This window comes from Butyrivibrio sp. AE3004, from assembly GCF_000703165.1.
Lineage (GTDB): Bacteria > Bacillota > Clostridia > Lachnospirales > Lachnospiraceae > Butyrivibrio.
In genome coordinates this window covers 234319-252688 of the sequence record NZ_JNLQ01000002.1, presented here as the reverse complement: position 1 = coordinate 252688, position 18370 = coordinate 234319, and the positions used below count along the sequence as shown (strand labels likewise).

Annotated in this window: 28 protein-coding genes and 1 pseudogene; 2 read left to right on the top strand and 27 right to left on the bottom strand. The window is 41.4% G+C overall.

The features are described from left to right. Positions 1-14 precede the first annotated feature (14 nt). The 17 genes and pseudogenes from BV60_RS20845 to BV60_RS23025 all read right to left on the bottom strand — a co-directional run. A pseudogene (locus tag BV60_RS20845) lies at positions 15-485 on the bottom strand (sugar O-acetyltransferase); the annotation flags it as partial. Positions 486-577: 92 nt separating this feature from the next. Continuing rightward, on the bottom strand, positions 578-1288 hold the full coding sequence (locus tag BV60_RS0103745; protein WP_029319589.1) for a hypothetical protein: 711 nt from the start codon (positions 1286-1288) through the stop codon (positions 578-580). A gap of 90 nt (positions 1289-1378) precedes the next feature. Next, positions 1379-2032, bottom strand: a complete 654-nt coding sequence (locus BV60_RS20840; protein ID WP_242840937.1) for an AAA family ATPase — start codon at positions 2030-2032, stop codon at positions 1379-1381. A 63-nt stretch (positions 2033-2095) separates the two neighbouring features. Beyond that, the gene (locus tag BV60_RS0103735) at positions 2096-3499 is read right to left on the bottom strand and encodes an AAA family ATPase (RefSeq protein ID WP_051656498.1); all 1404 of its coding nucleotides are present in this window, start codon (positions 3497-3499) and stop codon (positions 2096-2098) included. 154 nt (positions 3500-3653) lie between these two features. Beyond that, entirely contained in the window at positions 3654-3830 is a 177-nt protein-coding gene (locus BV60_RS23035) for a hypothetical protein (protein ID WP_156035953.1), read from the bottom strand. Further along, entirely contained in the window at positions 3827-3982 is a 156-nt protein-coding gene (locus tag BV60_RS23030; RefSeq protein ID WP_242841008.1) for a DUF6462 family protein, read from the bottom strand. The genes BV60_RS23035 and BV60_RS23030 overlap by 4 nt, the downstream gene beginning before the upstream one ends. A 297-nt stretch (positions 3983-4279) precedes the next feature. After that, positions 4280-5260 carry a hypothetical protein gene (locus BV60_RS23445; protein WP_029319585.1) on the bottom strand — a complete coding sequence of 327 codons (981 nt, stop codon included), beginning with the start codon at positions 5258-5260 and terminating at the stop codon, positions 4280-4282. A 10-nt stretch (positions 5261-5270) separates the two neighbouring features. After that, positions 5271-5720, bottom strand: a complete 450-nt coding sequence (locus tag BV60_RS0103710) for a DUF4869 domain-containing protein (RefSeq protein WP_029319584.1) — start codon at positions 5718-5720, stop codon at positions 5271-5273. 115 nt (positions 5721-5835) lie between these two features. After that, positions 5836-6093, bottom strand: coding sequence for a DUF6462 family protein (locus tag BV60_RS0103705; protein WP_029319583.1), 258 nt, complete (start codon positions 6091-6093; stop codon positions 5836-5838). Positions 6094-6128: 35 nt separating this feature from the next. Next, positions 6129-6320, bottom strand: coding sequence for a hypothetical protein (locus BV60_RS0103700; RefSeq protein ID WP_029319582.1), 192 nt, complete (start codon positions 6318-6320; stop codon positions 6129-6131). Between the two features lie 211 nt (positions 6321-6531). After that, entirely contained in the window at positions 6532-6789 is a 258-nt protein-coding gene (locus tag BV60_RS0103690; protein ID WP_029319581.1) for a DUF6462 family protein, read from the bottom strand. Positions 6790-6840: 51 nt separating this feature from the next. Further along, complete coding sequence (locus tag BV60_RS0103685; RefSeq protein ID WP_029319580.1) at positions 6841-7389, bottom strand: hypothetical protein; 549 nt, start codon at positions 7387-7389, stop codon at positions 6841-6843. A 134-nt stretch (positions 7390-7523) separates the two neighbouring features. Beyond that, on the bottom strand, positions 7524-7847 hold the full coding sequence (locus BV60_RS0103680) for a helix-turn-helix domain-containing protein (protein WP_051656497.1): 324 nt from the start codon (positions 7845-7847) through the stop codon (positions 7524-7526). A 151-nt stretch (positions 7848-7998) separates the two neighbouring features. After that, positions 7999-8265: a hypothetical protein gene (locus BV60_RS0103675; protein ID WP_029319576.1), complete on the bottom strand. Its 267-nt coding sequence runs from the start codon at positions 8263-8265 to the stop codon at positions 7999-8001. A 271-nt stretch (positions 8266-8536) separates the two neighbouring features. Beyond that, the gene (locus BV60_RS0103670) at positions 8537-9784 is read right to left on the bottom strand and encodes a hypothetical protein (RefSeq protein WP_029319575.1); all 1248 of its coding nucleotides are present in this window, start codon (positions 9782-9784) and stop codon (positions 8537-8539) included. Between the two features lie 18 nt (positions 9785-9802). Further along, positions 9803-10186: a DUF5688 family protein gene (locus BV60_RS0103665; protein ID WP_197029521.1), complete on the bottom strand. Its 384-nt coding sequence runs from the start codon at positions 10184-10186 to the stop codon at positions 9803-9805. After that, the gene (locus BV60_RS23025) at positions 10152-10301 is read right to left on the bottom strand and encodes a hypothetical protein (protein WP_197029520.1); all 150 of its coding nucleotides are present in this window, start codon (positions 10299-10301) and stop codon (positions 10152-10154) included. The genes BV60_RS0103665 and BV60_RS23025 overlap by 35 nt, the downstream gene beginning before the upstream one ends. 135 nt (positions 10302-10436) lie before the next feature. Here BV60_RS23025 and BV60_RS24480 point away from each other — a divergent pair, with 135 nt between their 5' ends. After that, entirely contained in the window at positions 10437-10703 is a 267-nt protein-coding gene (locus tag BV60_RS24480; RefSeq protein ID WP_442856311.1) for a tyrosine-type recombinase/integrase, read from the top strand. Here BV60_RS24480 and budA read toward each other — a convergent pair. From budA to acgA, 6 genes are all read right to left on the bottom strand, one after another. Beyond that, entirely contained in the window at positions 10606-11343 is a 738-nt protein-coding gene (gene budA / locus BV60_RS0103655; protein ID WP_051656496.1) for an acetolactate decarboxylase, read from the bottom strand. The genes BV60_RS24480 and budA overlap by 98 nt on opposite strands. A 40-nt stretch (positions 11344-11383) precedes the next feature. Further along, on the bottom strand, positions 11384-12517 hold the full coding sequence (locus BV60_RS0103650) for a M20/M25/M40 family metallo-hydrolase (RefSeq protein WP_029319570.1): 1134 nt from the start codon (positions 12515-12517) through the stop codon (positions 11384-11386). Positions 12518-12675: 158 nt separating this feature from the next. After that, positions 12676-12885, bottom strand: coding sequence for a hypothetical protein (locus tag BV60_RS0103645; RefSeq protein ID WP_029319568.1), 210 nt, complete (start codon positions 12883-12885; stop codon positions 12676-12678). 228 nt (positions 12886-13113) lie between these two features. Beyond that, complete coding sequence (locus tag BV60_RS0103640) at positions 13114-13683, bottom strand: nitroreductase family protein (protein WP_242840936.1); 570 nt, start codon at positions 13681-13683, stop codon at positions 13114-13116. Further along, positions 13683-14744: a radical SAM/SPASM domain protein, ACGX system gene (acgM, locus tag BV60_RS0103635; RefSeq protein WP_029319564.1), complete on the bottom strand. Its 1062-nt coding sequence runs from the start codon at positions 14742-14744 to the stop codon at positions 13683-13685. Before acgM ends, BV60_RS0103640 begins: the two co-directional genes overlap by 1 nt. 101 nt (positions 14745-14845) lie before the next feature. Further along, on the bottom strand, positions 14846-15061 hold the full coding sequence (acgA, locus tag BV60_RS0103630) for an ACGX-repeat peptide (protein WP_029319562.1): 216 nt from the start codon (positions 15059-15061) through the stop codon (positions 14846-14848). Between the two features lie 206 nt (positions 15062-15267). On the opposite strand from acgA, the gene BV60_RS0103625 reads away from it, so the two are divergent. After that, the gene (locus BV60_RS0103625; RefSeq protein WP_029319560.1) at positions 15268-15591 is read left to right on the top strand and encodes a winged helix-turn-helix transcriptional regulator; all 324 of its coding nucleotides are present in this window, start codon (positions 15268-15270) and stop codon (positions 15589-15591) included. A 77-nt stretch (positions 15592-15668) separates the two neighbouring features. Here BV60_RS0103625 and BV60_RS0103620 read toward each other — a convergent pair whose 3' ends face one another. From BV60_RS0103620 to BV60_RS0103605, 4 genes are all read right to left on the bottom strand, one after another. Further along, on the bottom strand, positions 15669-16592 hold the full coding sequence (locus BV60_RS0103620) for a radical SAM mobile pair protein B (protein WP_029319558.1): 924 nt from the start codon (positions 16590-16592) through the stop codon (positions 15669-15671). Continuing rightward, positions 16568-17266, bottom strand: a complete 699-nt coding sequence (locus tag BV60_RS0103615; RefSeq protein ID WP_022762011.1) for a radical SAM mobile pair protein A — start codon at positions 17264-17266, stop codon at positions 16568-16570. Before BV60_RS0103615 ends, BV60_RS0103620 begins: the two co-directional genes overlap by 25 nt. Next, positions 17263-17700 (bottom strand): radical SAM mobile pair system MarR family transcriptional regulator, encoded by a 438-nt coding sequence (locus tag BV60_RS0103610; RefSeq protein ID WP_013282512.1) that lies wholly within the window; start codon positions 17698-17700, stop codon positions 17263-17265. The genes BV60_RS0103615 and BV60_RS0103610 overlap by 4 nt, the downstream gene beginning before the upstream one ends. Positions 17701-17814: 114 nt before the next feature. Beyond that, a complete protein-coding gene (locus BV60_RS0103605; protein ID WP_035777062.1) occupies positions 17815-18336 on the bottom strand; it encodes a DUF4256 domain-containing protein in 522 nt (173 codons plus the stop codon). Positions 18337-18370 lie beyond the last annotated feature (34 nt).

Here is an 18370-nt window from a genome sequence, read left to right as displayed (position 1 = left end):
TATTGCCTTTCTCATACAGTTTTAACATTATCCGGCAGATCCTTCGTAACGACACTTCCAGCTCCGATAACAACATTATTTCCTATTGTTACTCCCGGCATAATGCAGATATTTCCACCAATCCACACGTTATCACCGATAGTTATGTCAATACCATATTCATATCCCGAATTACGAGAATCAGGATGAATCGGATGCCCGGCAGTGTATATGGAAACATTCGGAGCAATCTGGGCATTATCGCCAATCCTGACTTTTCCAACATCAAGAACAACAAAGTTATAATTGGCAAAGAAATTCTCTCCCACCTCTATGTTGTAGCCATAATCACAGTGAAAAGGTGCTTCTATATTTACATACTCTCCTGTTTTTCCAAGTATTTCCTTAAGAAGCTTGTCCTTCTCCGACCTGCTCTCTGGATCCAGGTTGTTGAATCTAAATATTCTCTTTTTGTTTTCCATCCGCTCTTCGCTAAGTCCATCCAATCATGCTTTGTATGGGAGATTAGTAAGCATTCTTTCTTTTTGGTTCATTTTATTCCTCCGACACTTTTTTGATTCTCATAAAATAATTATCCTTAGCCTACTTTCGTATCAATGCGTCTTTCCACGCACTCTCTTATCACCCGCGCTACTTCCAAAGGAATCTCTGTAATCTCATCATCGACATTCTCTTTTACCGGAATCCAGTCACTGTCAGGCAGTGTGAAATCGTATGCCTTTAAAGAATCATCACTCGGCAGTTTCCCTGTAATCACTTTAGTCAGAACCATTGAAATAAGATAATCTCCGATGGCTGAAGCATGCGCACCATCTTTATAGTACAGATCTGCATCTGCTCTGTTCTGTAATTTCTCACAAGCCTCGCTCCATACTTCTCCAATAGGCGCAAGCAGTACTCCGCATTTTTCTGAGAGTTTCTGATAGCGACGATTCATCTCTTTCTGATTCTCAGGCCTTGCCTTTTCAGCCCAGGTCTCAAAAATAACCGGCTTAGTATTAGCTTTTTGACAGAGTTCAATTATTCTTCCTGCATAAGTAATTGTGTCAGATTCTTCCGTCATGGGATGAGCTTGTTCCTGGATAATGCAGTAGTCATATCTGCCATGAAGTATATTAAACCGTTCTGAAAAGTATTCCTCTCCCATATGCCATTTTAGTGATCTGGCCGAATATGCCAGCATGAATACTTCGCAATTCTCACCCGTTGCATTCTCTATCATTTCCCTGGTAAGCTCAGGCATATCATTCATATAAGTATGGCTATTGCCAATAAAAAGAATTTTCATTGTTTTCCCTCTCCAACAAACTATTTCTAATATATCAAAAGTCTTTTTCTTGATCTCATACTTGTTGGAGCCCAGCTTACCCTCTCTTTTCTACTCAAAAGCTGTACCTCCCAATATGCCCTTCATGTAAAACTCATAGACTTTGGCGGTCTCGTATCTTACCTCGGGAAAATCTGCAAGTGAATACAGCTCAGAAGTAAGACTATCCTTACTCTTTGTCACAAAATAGATCTGTTCCTTCATGTAGGTCTTCAGGTTCAGATGAAGCACGTTATGCGTTGAGAAGATAAACTGTCCCTTATGTTCCGCGCCGTTAACAAACGCCACAACTCTGTCTGATAGAATTGGATTAAGTACTCTGTCCATCTCATCTGCAAATACAACCCTGTTCTCATATACTACCCTGAATATCTGGACAGCCCATGCAAAGAACTCTCTTACGCCGGTTGAATCCTGCTGAAGTTCTCTTCGGATTTCATTGCCCTCAGCGTCTCTTCTAATTATCAATGACTTCCCATAAGGCTTGTCATTATCCGCTTCTATTCTGCATATACTGTAGTCAACCATTCGGAAAATATCCACAAATCGGGGATCCCTCATGATCTTGATGTCCTCATCCCTGCCAGCAGGATTTCCGTCCTGGTCTTCCGGAACCGTACCCGGGAGAAGAATATTTTTGAACCAGCATGCAGTCTCTATAGCATCCGCATTCGCAGATAAAAAAATACTTTCTGAATGGTTCAATCTGCTCTTCCCGATCTGATGGACGCTGGTTCCAGTTCGTATATGTATGTACAGGCATACTTATTATCTCCTCTCCGTTTCGATCCGCGCTGGGCGAACGTCCCCCGGACGTTCAGCGCCCTTCCGGAAAGGAAACTGCCTGAACACAGGAATAGCACCATATCTTCCTTCAAGATAGGCTTTACTCAGCTTCTTGTCATATCTTTCCTTAAATCTATCAAGAGAATAAATCTTGCTGGCATTATCAGCATCTCTTTCCACAAACCATATCTCATCCCTGCGGAAAAGACTCTGATCCATTATTGTATCTTCATGTGTTGTAAACACAAGCTGCATTCTCACACCATCATGAGCCTCCATGAAAAGCTTCAGAAAATGCTCTGTAAGCTTTGGATGCAAACTGCGCTCCAACTCGTCAACAACAAATACTGTATCCGGGCGCTCTGTAAGAAGCATATCTATCAGATCAAATAATCTCTTTGTACCATCTGACTCCTCAGAGAAATTAAAATCAAAAACTGATTTACCATGCCTCAGAACAAGAGTTGAAATCTCTGGCTCTTCTCCCTCTATAATACGAATATTGAAGAAACCGCCTTCAACTCTCCAAGTCATCTGAATACTCGGAAGATTACTCATCTGCAGCTGAGCTTTTAACTGTGAAAAGATTCCCTGAACGACTTCTGCAGGAATCATCTTGCCCATCTCATCTATTGTAATCTGCCTGGTCCTTATCTCTGTAACACCAGTATCAAAAGTCTGGATCAGTTTACTGATATTATCCAAAGATTCATCATTATAATATGCTTCAGTATTTGAAATACCCATGTTAGGATTGATAACTATTATATTATTCATGATCCAGCTGAAAGCTTCCACAAAGAATGTAAGCCTGGAATTTTCAGGGTATTTCTTTCCGCGGTTCATCTCAGTCAAAAACAGCTGCGCATCCTGACCTGCAAAGTCCTCTGAATAAACGCTGAATCTGCGCTTCTCAGAAGCAGACATCTTAACAGTTTCCCCAAGAACCGGTGCATTGCTGCCTTCCCTTATAAACAGTTGATGCGCACTTCCATCCTGCATAAGTTCATTCAACCATTCCTCAGTAATCCTTCTTTGACTGAGTATTGCAGAAAAACCATAGGCATAAAAAGTATCACCCACAGTAAACTGGATTTCAAATACACTTTCGCGATTTTTATTTTCCTGTCGGTTCCTGCAAAAATCATTTGCTGATCCAACCGGTAGCCCCTCCATTAAAGCGGCTTTAATAAAAGCAAATGCCACAACAAGATTAGATTTGCCAGAAGCATTAGCTCCATAAACAATTGCATTCTTCAACAATTGTGTCTGCTTGATCTTCACACGATGGCTCTTATTTCCCTGCATTTTACTGGAAGAAATCATTGATAATTCTTCCTTTTGATCAAACGATTTAAAGTTTTCTACAGACAATTTGACCAGCATAATAAGTGCCTCCTTTCCAGGGTGTTCTTTAATTATAAGCTTTCAATTTAAGAAATTCAATATCCCATTTACTTATTTAGAGATTTTATCTCTGTTTAGCTATCTCAAATGAGCAAATCTATCATTTCACACTCCCATTTACCTCTCCAGATGATTAAAATCTGGCAACAGCCCTCATCTGAACCAGCATAATCTGCCTGGTCCTCTCATCCATAGCTCCAAACAACTTAAGAAGCTCAACTGAATCCGCATCCAGCTCAGGTGACTTGATGACTCCACAGATAAGGTATTCAACAGTCGTTCCAAGGATATCTGCAAACTCTGCAATCATTCATCAAAGATGTCTCTGTTGATCAGAACGGTTCCTTCTCTTCTGTAAATCGCTCCTGCCTGGTCTGCCATCTCAAGAATTTTCTTATGCTCAAGGCTGTAAACAATTTCTGCATCCCTATATCTGAGCCACTTTTTCCTCAAGGTACGCATCACTACTTTTTCCTGGACTATAACTTCCCGGTTAAATGGACTGTTTTCTCATTCTCATTTTCAAGTTCGCCAACGTAATCACGGTTATCATCAAAATACGGTCTGTCTTCTTTTTTTCTTTTCATGAATGATGTCCTCCTTATTCTTTTATGTGCTGAAGAACCATCCATGAATTAGCCAACAAAAAAGAGCTACTTCTTAGAATTTTGTTTTCTAAAAAGTAGCTCTTATAACCTTTTGTAATCTTTCATCGAAACTTTATCTTCAAGATATTCACTTGAAGCATTTCCCGGCATGTTATTCACTCCGTTCCTCCACAGATATTATCTGATCTGGCATTACACTTTTAATCTTTTCGATTATCCTATGGGACTTATAGCTCTCATTCAGTCTGGTCTTTCCATATCTGAACGGAGTATTCTTAGTGTTCTGGACAAGGTAATCGGTATAGTATTCCTCCCAGCTGAAAAACTTTTGACTGTCCGCATAGTTATATGTCTCATCCAGGATTGCCTGCGGGACATCGATTATATTTGCTTTCAGCAAAAGATATTCAAAAGACTCCGGTGCGTACAGTACACATTTTTTGCCGGACACTGCAAGATATCCCATCACCTTACCTATATCAGAGCCAAATGCTGCACCGTCAATTATTGCAAGAATGCTCTTCTTATCACTTGTCCTGATGCATTCATACACCTTTGTCTTACCACCCGCAGCGCTGCACATATCTCCATAGATCTCAACGTAGCATTCATGTCCTGCGTTTGTATCTTCAGTAATGACTTGATCCGGATTCACAATTTCATTTATGTCCGAAAGATTATACAGCTTGTACATCTCATTATAGACTTTTTTATAGGACTTATATTTTGAGGAATCTGAAACATTTTTCAATCCGTATATCTCCTCAACGCTATAGGGGAGCATATCCAAATCGTCCCTGGTGATAATTACAAAATAGTTATCTGATCCCTTGACATGTTCAGCAAAACTCTTTGTTCTCAGAAAGCTTGCTGTTTCATCTATAAATATTATTGTCTGGCTCAGTGATACAAGTCGCATTTCCCAGTCAACATTTGTCAGGACAGTACACCTCTTGTCACATTTTAAAGTTATACCTGATGAACTGCCATTTGCTTCATATTCACCGACAAGCCTTACAAGCTCTGTCTTACCACTGGCACTATCTCCACGTACTAAGGTCAGATTACGTTTTACAGTCAGATAATAATGTATTTTGTTATTGTATACCTCAATATCGTAAATCCCTATCATATAATTCTTCCTATATTAAATGATTGTCCAGCACTGCTTCAGTAAGCTCCAGTGCATTGTGGACTTCTTTCCCAAGATTGACTATTTCTATTGAAAAATCATCCTTGCCGAAATCCATCAGATAACCTAATCTGATAGTAAGATCCTTCTTTTTTGCAATCTCAAGTATCCATTTGGCACAGTTATCCCCACAAGCCGAGGCATTGAAAATGTGCTCTGAATCATTATTCATTAGTATCAGTGTCTTTACGCCACCTGAAAGTCTTTCTACAGGAATGGATCCCAAAAAAGGACTATCTATCACTTTAGCCCCCAGGACATCTGACTGATCTATATCCTTTATCATCTCTACAGAAAAGGGATCCGTAATCCATTCATCCTCATAACTGTTGTTAAAAAACACGTCTGGATTGAAAATATAATTATCCGCTTTGAGATCACCGTAATATATCTTTAGCATGTTTTGCATCTCCTGATTCTATCAGTAAATCTTCACATAAAATTATATAGGCACTGAATCCCGCATTCAACAAAATGCTGATTCTATCTGCCATCCTTTATTTTTTATCAAATAATCACATTGCCTCAAGTCTGAAACTATCAAGATATTTATTGATACGCTCAGTATCATACAGGACACACCCTCTTACAGGTATCACTGCCCCAGCCTTCTGCTCTATATCATCAATCGCATGTCTGCCTAATGGATAGACCATGGATGCATCTGTTTTTCTGATATATTTTTCCCTTCCAGGATTAAAGCATTGCGGCAACTTTTTATAATCACCTTTGCTTAAGATTTCTACTCCTTCAAATTTGATATTTGTATTCATAACATGTCCCTCCAAATGAATGGTCTGTCAAGCAGTCAGTCCAAACGTTCCAGATCTTCTCCTTCGTCCTGGAGCTGAAGCTGGAGTCCATACCTGATCATGTGGGATAAGGTCATGTTATGCTTTTTACAATATTCAATTACGAGGTCATAGTCATGATTATTGAGTTTTACTCCCACGAAATGTGTTATAGAATCTTCGCTCTTTGGTCTGCCTGTCTTTGCCATAATTGATACCCCCGTTAGTTACTATCAATTATACATCTGGTTTAACCATATTATCAATATTTTTTGGTTTGACCAAATATAGCTCATTCATCCTAAAGAAAAGTATGACAAGCAGTCTGATGAACATATAACACATAGCTGTACTCTTCTCCTATATCATCATACGTCCATATGCCTATATAATGAAGCCCTATTCATATTGTTAGTGCTATCATTCCGCAGGCAGCCTCATATCATCCAGGTACTTATTTATCCTGTCCGTATCATATGCAATGCATCCCCTGATGGGGATGATTGCACCTGCCTTGGATGCTATATCATCTATCACGTGTCGCCCGAATGGATATACAAGTGATGCATCTGTTTTCCTTATATACCGCTCCCTTGCAGGATTCATGCACTGTGGCAGTTTCTTAAACTTCCCTTCACATAAAGCTTCAAGTCCTTCAATATTCATATTTGCTATCATTATAATTCCTCCAATTTTCTACAGCAATTTATTTCCAGGACAATGCCTCTGTCAGGCACACGCTCTCTCCATAAATTCAAGAGCACGCTCTTTTACTTTGAGTCTTGTCCTGTAAATATGCATTTTTGCCGATTCATACTGTATTCCCTTTTCCTCGGCAACAGCATCGATAGTCTTTTCATGAGATAATAATTGTCCAAGCTCCCTGCTGTCACGGCCTGGAAGCATCCTTATGGCACGATTAACAAATCCCAGATCCCTCTTCATGGTCCTTAAGGTAACGGCCTCTTTGTTAAGGACAGGATCTTCAGAAATATGCCTGGTCAAAGCTTTCTCTGACATCTTTTCCAGGATAGTAGACCTTTCTACTGCTGTCATGGCAGTAGAATCTCCTGTATAAGATGTCTGCACTCTAACTCCAATATCACCATAGCCATCCCTGCGATCGACGAGTCTGTCCACCATGATGCTGTCACAAAGAATCTCTTCATAACCTTTGATGTACTCCTCAATGCCGCAATAATTTTTCAGGATAAAATCAATCCTTTTCTTATAACTGTACTCCTGATACTCACTGATAACTGCTGCTCCAGTATTCATCTGACCTCCAAAGTAATCTGATATACCAGAGCGATACCGGTATGCGCTCTCTTTTATAAAAACAATTCTACAGGAGACATAGCCCGTATACCTTACCAGGTTATTTAAAAACCGCTTATATATTCCGGTAAAACTTAAATCCCATTTAAGATTCTCATCTGCTCCAGGGCAACTTTCCGGACATTTGGTTTTCCAAGAGTTATGTAAATCCTTATTAGGTTCATGATATCAGGGTCAATCTCCGGAGCCCCATCCATAAGATAAGCTACAGATGTGCCCAGGATACCGGCGAGTTCACGCATGACACTGGTCTTGATATCCACTTTGTCATTTTCGTAATTGGATATGAGTGCAGCCGTCACATTCATGCGCTCTGCCAGCTCTTCCTGTGATAGCCCAAGTTCCTTTCTCTTTTGCCTTATTCTTTTTCCGGCTGTATTTTCTGTTCCCCCAGACATCAAAAACATCCCCTCTTCCTGAACTGATCAGGAGAGCGGATGTCTATATTATCCAGATACCCGGCATGAGTAATGCCAGTTTCCCTGCTGATCATACTCATGCGTCCGTAGGCCTATAGCCAATATCATGATGCCTTCATTAAATTTGTTTTCAGATATAAACTGCATTCCATACAGTGACATTTCTGAGAAGTGCGCCTTCTGTAATGGCCTTTATGCGCTTCTGTCTCTTACACCTGCCGCAGGTGAATCCCACGTTCCTGAAAGCAACTATCCTGGGATCACCAATTTCAGTATAGGTCAGTCTAAAACTCTTCTTACATTTCATGCAGCAAATATTCACTTCACGAAATGATGTTTTACTTTCCTGCACATCCGGATGATCATGCCTTCCGGAAATATGAACCACTTTCTCCAATAATCTCCTCCAATCAATAAGCATTATTCTTCGAAGAAATTATGTGAATAAAATAACACACTCTGAGAGAAAGTCTGTCCCGAATTTGTCCCATCGAATCTGACAATTCATATACAACTTCATATTATTACGACAATTGTATTTGCTGCACATCAAATGATAGCACAAAAGAGTTTCCATCAAAAGCCATATTTTCTAATCTTCAGGATTTTTGATTCAGTTCCGTGTTTCAAACCAATTGTGCTTCAGTAGTTTCGGATTCATCCATGGCTTATTTCCTGTATTCTTCCATCCCACACAGGTGAAAAGGTTCTGTACCTGTAACTTCATAATCGATCCCTACCCTTGACAGCTCATCCAGGAATACCTTCATAAACTTTTCAGAAGGAAAGGTCCGTGCGATGCATAAAAAGAAATAGTGATTGATGCAGGCAACTTCACATACAACGTCCGTTACACCTGGTTCTGACAACAAATACAGTTCATCAATATATGGATCAAGCGGGCCAAAAGATCTGCTGTCAGCATAGGATATTGCAATACTCCACCGCAGACTCCCTGCTGATTTGGCAATCATACCAAGTTTCGTATCCAGCGGCACCTGACTCAGTTTGACATATGTTGCCTTCCTCTGCTTCATCGCCCAAAGGGAATTCTCTGGAGACGCCTGCAGCATTACCTGGCCCCGGGCCATAGTGCAGTTCCTGGCAATATCCTCCAAAGACCTGTCTTTAGTAAACTCCAGTTCAAGAGCATTAGCAAACATGCGGTAATTGTCGTGATTACCAATCATGGCCTTGTGATCTATGGCTATGGAAACGCTGACTGTCTTATCACTATCAGGATCATAGTGTCGAACTGCCCTTGCAAACATCACCGCCAAAAAAGTATTGGGGCTACCGTCATAATCCCTGCAATACTGCATCATCTGCGACTCCGGTATCTTAACAAATGTCGCAAACGGATCATTGTGCGTCCCTTCACTGAATCTGTAGAAATCTGTTATTGCCTCCCTGGTATACATAGGTTCTTCTGCCCCATCTATATCAAGTCCCTCAAAGGGATTTCCTGTCTCCGAAATCGGTATCGTATCCCCTGGAAGTCGAAATCCTTCTGTTTCAAAAGACATGCCATACCTGCGTGACAAATATAAAAACAGTGTACTCTTCATATATGGTAAAACACCTGCTCCATCCGTCAGGGAATGCGAAATCTCAAAAGCCAGTTTCCTTCCTTCAAACTTCCAAGCTGCCAGGTGAAAATTCGATTCCTTTGAATTCAGTTTTATTGGCTCCCAGGTGTTTCGCACCGTCATAGGAAGCGAATTATCCTCTACGATCAGATCATTTTCAAAAGAAACTACCTTGACATAAAAGTATGGAAATCTTGCCCTTAGATCTTCCACTGCGTTTCGAAGTATATCTCCATCAATAGGCTCCTTCACCACGATGTACGCTCCCATGGTATTAGGATGTTCTGGTGTAGACATATAGAGCATTGGCTCATAGAATTCAGCCATCTTAAGTTCCTCCTCACCCTATTTCACTATTCTTATTGTATCAAAAAAGGAAAGCACATGTCGCTTTCCTTTAAGATCAAAGTTCCCGTTGTCAGGAATGATCAGCAGCTCATGAATAGAACTTGGCAAAATAAAGAAAGACTGATCACCTACGCGCTCAGATGCCTTATCCTTGAAATCCTCATAAGCAATGACTCCGGCGCCATGAACATTTCCCGGAACTGATGCAACAAACATCTGCTCCTGCTCTGGTAGAATATTGAGCCCCATCATTTCAAGATCCTCAACTCCCATTGATTTAGCAAGTACTTCCGCCATCCCCTGAATAACGATAGGTCTGATCTCCGGAGCATTCTTTACAGCATCCTCATGCATAAGCTGTATCCCAGAGATTAAGTCCATTTTTCATAGCAGTATCAAAAATTGGTTTAAGATTCTCTGTTGTCAGATTGCTTCCGAAAGTTCCATCGTTGCCCCATGCCCATGCGCCAAGGGCGATCTTAGGTAAATTTGCCATTTTGCTTTGTCCTCCTTATATTTGTTGTTTTGTGTCAGTCTGCTATACTTTATAAAAGCTTTAGCAGACAGTTATTTGTTATCTCAAAAATGGACTGATATACATATCCCGTGGGATCTTGATATCGTTCCCAGAATGAAGATTGATTGGACATTACCACAAACTCTTTCTTTGGAAGAAATTGAAAAACTAATAGACACTGCTGAAAATATCAGGAACAAAGCCATAATAGCTCTTGTCTATTCTTCAGGACTACGTGCAGGTGAAGTTGTCAGGCTTGCACCTGGCGATATTTACATGAGCACTATGCAGGTTCACGTACGCAACAGCAAAAATCGAGGAGATCATTATCAATATTCAGGCCAAGTACATGGCCTCCTTTTTCCCTGTCTTTTGAAATAAAGTGCAGATGCCATCCTGCCGCATTTAACTTATCCATATATGGCGGACAGTATAATCCCACCACAGTTCCTTCTATATCGGAATAATCAAAAAATGTCTGGTCTGTCTCAAGAACCTTTGCAAGTGGCTTATAAGGTTCGTTTTGCTTATATTCGCTGCGAACATTCATCTCCTTAAATTTACCATCGATTCGTATAACGCAGAACCCATTCGGGAGTTTCCCTTCAAGTTTTTCATTCAGCAGCTCCTTTAATGCGTCAATATCAGTGATTCCTTCGAGCGTTACATTTTCACCCTCGTCAAAGAAAGTCACATTTGAAAAAGGGATTGTCTCATCATCACTTATCTTTTCGACTAAGCCATCACTCTTTGCTTTATAAACAACACCGTCAAGTACTATCATTTCGCCATCAAGTCCGTCAAAAGTACCAAGCCCGGTATCTCCGTTCTGTTTAAGTTCTCCGGCAGTAATACTGCCATGATAATCACCGAAGGTTAAACCCTGAAGCAATGAAACCTGAAAAAGAACCTCACGGTCTGCCCCTTCTCCACTCCCTCCGGTGCTTCCGGACGAAGCAGATGCCGTAAACAATAAGACAGCTGCCATCATAATCGGTGCTAAAACCAGTTTCTTTCTCATTTTTGCCCCCTTATATTCGCAAAAGCCTTTAAATTGTTCCTCATGGTTGTGTCATAAGTATCTTTATCAGTTCTGTGAAGTCTGCTATTTCCTGGACAGTTGTGTATTCTTCAGTTGTATGTATGTTATGCATGGGACCGTATATATTTAGTCCGTCCATTCCGTGTTTTATCAAAGAATTTATATCACTTCCTCCAAAGGATTTCTTTGCCACGGCTCTCCTTCCCTGTTTCTCTAATGTTCTCTTATATCTATCCAAAGCACTTCCTTCTGCGGCTTCGGGATTTATCCTGTAAACGGTGATTCTTTCTTTTTTATCTATGCAAAGCTCTGCACCTGCTCTATTCGCTTCTTCTGAAAAAATGCTTTCTACTAAGTCTATTGTCCGATGTGCATCTTCATGGACACCGCTTCTTATCTCACCTTTTATAAAACAGTTTTCCGGAACAGCGTTGGTAACACTTCCACCTTCTATTATTCCGATATTCAGCGTGGTGTGATCATCAGCCCACCCCTGCTTTATTCTGCTGATTGCAGCAGCTGCTACTGCTATTGCATTTATTCCCTTTTCAGGCTCATAACCAGCGTGGGAAGCCTTACCCTTTATATGTACTTCGAATGAAATGAGTGTCGGCTCGCAGGATGAATAGACTCCATATTCTCCGCTGCAGTCGGGAGCAAAGGCTATCCTGGAGCGAATCCTTGAATAATCAAGAGCCGCGCTTCCAAGGCCGTAAACCTCTTCTGCCACCGTAAACAGAAACTCTATTGGCGGATGATCCAGATTTTCCTCGATTACTCTGGTGTACGCCTCGATAATCCCTGCTATGCCAACCCTGTCATCTGCTCCCAGGACAGTCGTATGATCGCTTGTGATTGTTTCGCCGTCATTTAATATGATCTTCTTATTGTTCCCCGGAGATACGGTGTCCATATGTGCACAGAACAGAATAGGCTCAGAGTCTGCATACTTTCCCCGCCCCTCTGCAAAGCCATACAGATTCCCACAGTTACCACCGATCTTACCGGCAATATCATCCTCGATAAGCTTTATTCCCAGCTTTTGGAACTCTGCTATAAGATAATCAGCGACAAGCCTCTCATTAAAGGATTCACCGTCTACCAGCGCAAGCTCTGTAAATCTGTCTACTACTCTCTTGTCATTTTCTCTCATAGAAAATTGCTCCTGCTTCTTCACAGTCATCTATCAAAATAATAGCCAATGATTGGACGGTCTAAAACACCATGTTTTTTAGTCATATCCGTTTTTTCCTTTCATACCTCTTTCACTGTTCTATCAAATCGTAATGGTTATAAAATTAACATCATAGATTATTTTGTTACATTGTTTTCGCTGGAGAACTCTTTTTTCATAAACACCTTATAGTCCAAGTAACACATAGCCATACCAATTACTCCCATTAAGACAGCAATTATGTATGGATTTACACCTGGATTTTTCGAAAGAGCCGCTGTCATAATTCCGCCAAACAGTGGCACCCACATTACATTAACTAAAAATGCTCTCTCGTTCTTTTTCATACCCTCTTTTCCTCGTTTGATTTTACGTCGTAATATACCTACAAAACAGTTTTATCACATCATCAATAGTTTATCCAGTTCACTAAGAAGCTTATTTACCACATTAAACAGCTGTAAGAAATCTAAATATTGCTTCTTGTATAATATGTAATGGCACGCTTACTTCGTAATCCTGCCCAGTCGGTCGGTGCGATGCATAATTATGACTTCGTCATAATCGCACCTCCCTCACTCTATGATCTGTACTCTGCCGGGTTTTCTCGGTTTGCTTACCGGTTGCTCTCCGTCGATATATCCGAGAACCACAAAGCCCTGACATATATAATTATCGGGAACGGCCCATTCTTTCATAAGTGTCCGGCCTTCTTCACTGTCAAAAGTCTCCTCGCCTCTGGAAATGATGCACGATGCAATACCAAGTTCCGTTGCCTGAAGGACTATATTTTCTGCCATGCAGAAAGCATCTGCCGTCTTAAGCAGGAAATTCCCCTGTGAAAAGATAGCTATAACCGTCGGTGCTCCGTAGAAGCCATCCTTCATTGTCGGATCATCAATGACACTGGGCTGCTCCTTCGACACATAAGAACCAACAAGGTTTCCCCTGTTAAACTTCGCAAGGTTCATGATACCAAGCTTTCTAGTCAGCTCCTTATTGTGAAGAGCCACCATCATGCTGCGCTGCCCTCCGCCTGCATTCGGCGCATAGTTTCCTGCTTCGAGAATCTTCTCAAGATCCTCACGACTGATCTGTTCATCCGTATACTTCCTGATCGAATGTCTGCTTTTAATGATATCCATCAACATGATAACACCTCCCCTGTGATCTCGTTCTTTATTTTCCAGCACTGCGGATCCGCAGCATAAAAATCTCCGTTTGTTCCTTTTGCGACTGCAGGACATCCCCTGCACCAGGGCTTTAATTCACATTTAGAACATTTACTGAACTTCTCATACTCTCTGTAACTCTCCATCTGACAAACCCACACATCCGCAAGTCTGTCTTCAAATACGTTTCCTACTTTACTCTCTGCTACTCTTCGGCATGCATAAATATCGCCATTAGGAAGGATCGTGATATGGCAGTTTCCGCAGTTACATCCGCCATATATCATTCCCTCTTTTGCGCTCTCGGGAATCTTAAACTCACCGGTCTCATATTCATAAAGCGTCCAAAGGTGATCCTTCTTGTTAAAGTATGTCTCACATCCTTCTGCTTCGTATTCTTTGAACTTCTTGTCACAGACAGCCAGAAGCTCTCTGTATTCCTGTGCGGTCATGCTGGCATCCAGATCTCCGCCGCTCGGTACATACCGTGAAAAAGCGAATACGTTAGCACCTGCCTTTACCACTTCATCAATGATCCCCGGAACTTCCATGCGGTTTGTTTTTGAAACCGTAGTCATGATAACGCTTCGGATCCCTGCCTTATTGATGCATGCAATCTTTTCAAGCGTACAGTCAAAGGAGCCCGGCTTTCTGAACCAGTCATGAGTCTCTCTGAGGCCATCAAGAGAAAGCTGATATTTCTCACATCCATAGCCCTTTAGTTCCATGCATACCTGATTGTTTAGGTGGAAGGGGTTTCCAAGAACCGTAAACTTGATCTCATGTTCTTTCAGGAGTCCAAGCAGCCTCCAGAAATCCGGATGCAAGATTGGATCTCCGCCCGTGATGTAGAAATACGGTGTACGGCCATACATTTCACAAAAATCAAGGCAGTTATAAAAGGTGTCTTCCATCTGCTTCCTGTTCATGGATTGTAGGCAGGTGTGATTACCTGCTGAATAGATGTAGCAATGCTTACATCTCTGATCGCATTCATCTGTTATATGCCATTGAAAAGAAAAGTATGGCTTCATATCTGTATCCCTCCGTATCGTAAACAGCACGTAAGCTGATGGTCTTCTAAAATGATCCCCCGGCTTTTGACTGCCTGGGGGATCCACATGGTATGTCTTTCTTATTTGTCCCCTGCGCCACAAGCACTTCCGCAAGCTGCAGGTTTCTCTTCCGGCTTATCTGCCGCCCCACATGCTGCAGGTGTTTCAGCGGGCTTATCTCCTGCACCACAAGCAGCGGGCTTCTCAGATGCACCACATGCTGCCGGTTTGTCGGATGCGCCGCAAGCACTCCCTGCCGTGTTTTCGTTCCATCCTGCAATGTTTGATAATGCCATGATATTTACCTCCGTTAAGTTGATTTCAGTAGGCCCTATTGCCTTCCTGTTATCATGATTATCGCAGAGGCCGGAAATCATTGTAAGTACGCACTTTTTTATTAGATAGTTACCTTTTTGTAACCTATTGACTGTCAAACGCCATAACAGTAAAATTTATATGTAACATTCAAATTTGAAGTTTTGATAAAAATGAGGTGTTATCAATGAAAACAAAAGATGAATTACCTGATTGCCCGGTAGCTACAACGGTCAGCCTGATCGGCAGCAAATGGAAACTGCTTATCATGAGAAATCTCCTTGTCCGCCCCTGGCGTTTTAACGAATTACAGAAATCTCTGGATGGAATCAGTCAGAAGGTGCTTACAGACAGTTTGCGCTCCATGGAAGCAGACGGCATCATTACCCGTACCGTATATCCCGAGGTTCCGCCCCGCGTCGAATACGCATTAAGTGAGCTTGGTGAGTCCATGCGTCCGATTATAAAGTCCATGGAAGCTTGGGGAAATAACTACAAACAGGGACTTTAAGAATAAACGCAAAATGGCGGTCATGAGTTTCTCATTTCCGCCATTTGTTATTTTATATCTTCCGGTTTATTCTTCCATCAAGGATTATGTATTACATTTCTCTTTCCACTATTGGCAGTTCCTCTTACTTCTTCGTGGTAAAAGTAATCTACGATTGTTGGATGTCCTTTCTCTACTCTCTCATACGGAGTTTCATTATCAACAAACCTGCAATCATACTTTTTAGCCAGCTCTTCTGCTTTCTTTTCCAGCGCTTCAAAATAGCTGCGGTTCTTTTTGTTATAGATTTCGTCATACAGCGGCAGCAGATCCGGATGTTTATCGGAAATGTATTTCATGATATCTGCCTTAAAACCTCCGCGAAGATTCAGATTCTCAAGCCATACAAGGTCACACTGATCTTTTGTCCTGTCTATGATTGCTTCTATATCAGTAATCCCCGGGAACACGGGTGAAATGAAGCAAATTGTACGAATGCCTGCCGCATATACCTCTTTCATTGCAGCAAGCCTTCTTTCTATGCTTACTGCCGCATCCATATCATCTTTAAACTCTTCATCGAGAGTATTGATTGACCATGATACTGTAAGTCTGCTATTTTCATTGATATCTTTTAGCAGATCCAGATCTCTTAGTACAAGGTCTGACTTTGTGCAGATAAGTATGTCCGCCCCACTTTCCTTTAGTTCTTCCAGAAGTCTTCTTGTATTTTTATATGTTTCCTCTAGCGGATTATAACCATCCGTAACTGTTCCAATGATCACCTTCTGGCCGGCATACTTCTTTGGATTCTTTATTTCAGGCCAGTCTTTCACATCCATGAAAGTTCCCCATTCCTCCGTATGCCCTGTAAAGCGTTTCATAAAAGATGCGTAGCAGTATTTACAGGCATGGGGACACCCCACATAGGGATTCACCGAATATCCTCCAATAGGAGTATTCGATTTTGTCATTACACTTTTTGTTTCTATATGATTTACTTTGATTTCTGGTTGTTCCATATCCTCTGTTCCTCCAGCACTTTGTTAAAAGCATCCGGCATTTCCTGTATCATTTCTTCTCCCATAATCGGAACAAGATCTTCTTTCCAGAATACAGGAATGTTCAGTTCATGAGCCTGTTCTGTCAATGAATACGCCCACCCGGGATCTGTTTTAACAGTCCTGCTCTTTGCACCTGTCATGGTTCCCACCACAATCCAGTCAATGCCTGTAAGATCAACCTTACCCGGATCATCGAACAAAGGCTCAAAGGTAACATGATATTTTTTTGCCTTCACATTGCTCCGCAGTGCATCAATACGCCATAACTCAGACTTTCTCGTAACTGTAACGCCAAACCATGCATTATCAAGATCTGTTTCAAAAGACAGAAGATCCGGTCGTTTGGTAAGAAAAAGAAACTGGTGCTGAGGATTCTCTGCTATCTTTTTAAAGACTTCCTCTCTCCATTCCTCATGCCAGCCCGAGAGATCGCTCATGCCGGTCAGCAGAAAATTCTGCGGCTTTTTCTTTTCCATCATACGAAGCTTTCCTTGAAAAAACTGTGGTTTTTCAAAATCATCTATGATGTGATAACGCCTCGTATTGTTTCTGGCATAGCAGTACGGACATCCAACAGTGCACCCTATAACAAGATTCATGTTCTGAATCTGATCTTTAATACAGATACTCATTTGTCACTCCATTCCTCAAGGTTTACCCTGATGCGGTTAAGATACTCTTCAAACTGAAGAATCTCTTTATCCGTAAAATCACGATAATAAATATTCCCCATCTCATTTGATACGGAGTCATAAGCTTCTTTAAGTTCTTTGGCTTTATCTGTGAGGAACAGAAGCGTTTTTCTCTTATCAGCTTCATCAGTTTTGCGGCTTATCAGTCCGTTTTTTTCCATCCGCTCAAGCATGGTCGTAAGTGAAGTAATTGCAAGTCCGCTTTTCTCGGAAATAATTTTAATAGGAACACCATCTTCCTGCCATAAGACATAAAGAATCCTTCCCTGAGCTCCGTTAAATGCATCAATGTTTTTTTCTGCCAGTATCCTTTCAAATATACGATCACCCAGCTGTTTTATTTTTGTAACAAGAAATCCACCATTTGTCTTCATAATTTAATACTCCTATATCGTAGTTTTATACTACGATATAGGAGTATTTTTGTCAAGCACACATATCATAACTTCCGAGATAACGTTCCACCGTTCATCTCGATAAATTTGAATTTATATAAGCGTATAGCCTCTGAACCCGCGCACGGAATAGTACGAATCCGCCCCGTTATGGAATGTGAAAACCCTTCCGTAGCGTCGTTCGCAGAACAATGCACCGCCCTTGTCGCGAATATCATCCGGCGTAGTGATCCAACTTGACGTTTTCAAATCAAATTCCCCAAGACTTTGCAGTCGGCGATAGAGTTCTTCCGTCATGATCAAAACGCCGATTTCTTTTGCTTTCCATTCGGCGCTGCCTGACGGCGGGTTTTTAGCACGCCCCTGTAATGCCTTTTCGTCATAGCACAGGCTTCTGCGCCCAGAAGGGGACTCCTTTGCGCAGTCGCAGAAAATTAGCTTTCCCGTCTTTTCGTCATAGCCGATGGTATCCGGTTCTCCTCCGCTCTCCTCCATCCTTCTCAAAACATCCATGGAGCTCGGATGCTCAAGCAAACGTTTCTCCACGTCAAGCCAACTCAGATCCATATGAAGATTCTTATTATCCTGAAACCTCGCTTTTAATATTTCTAACATGTTTTCCCCTCCAATCCGCGATTTGTCTTAGTCT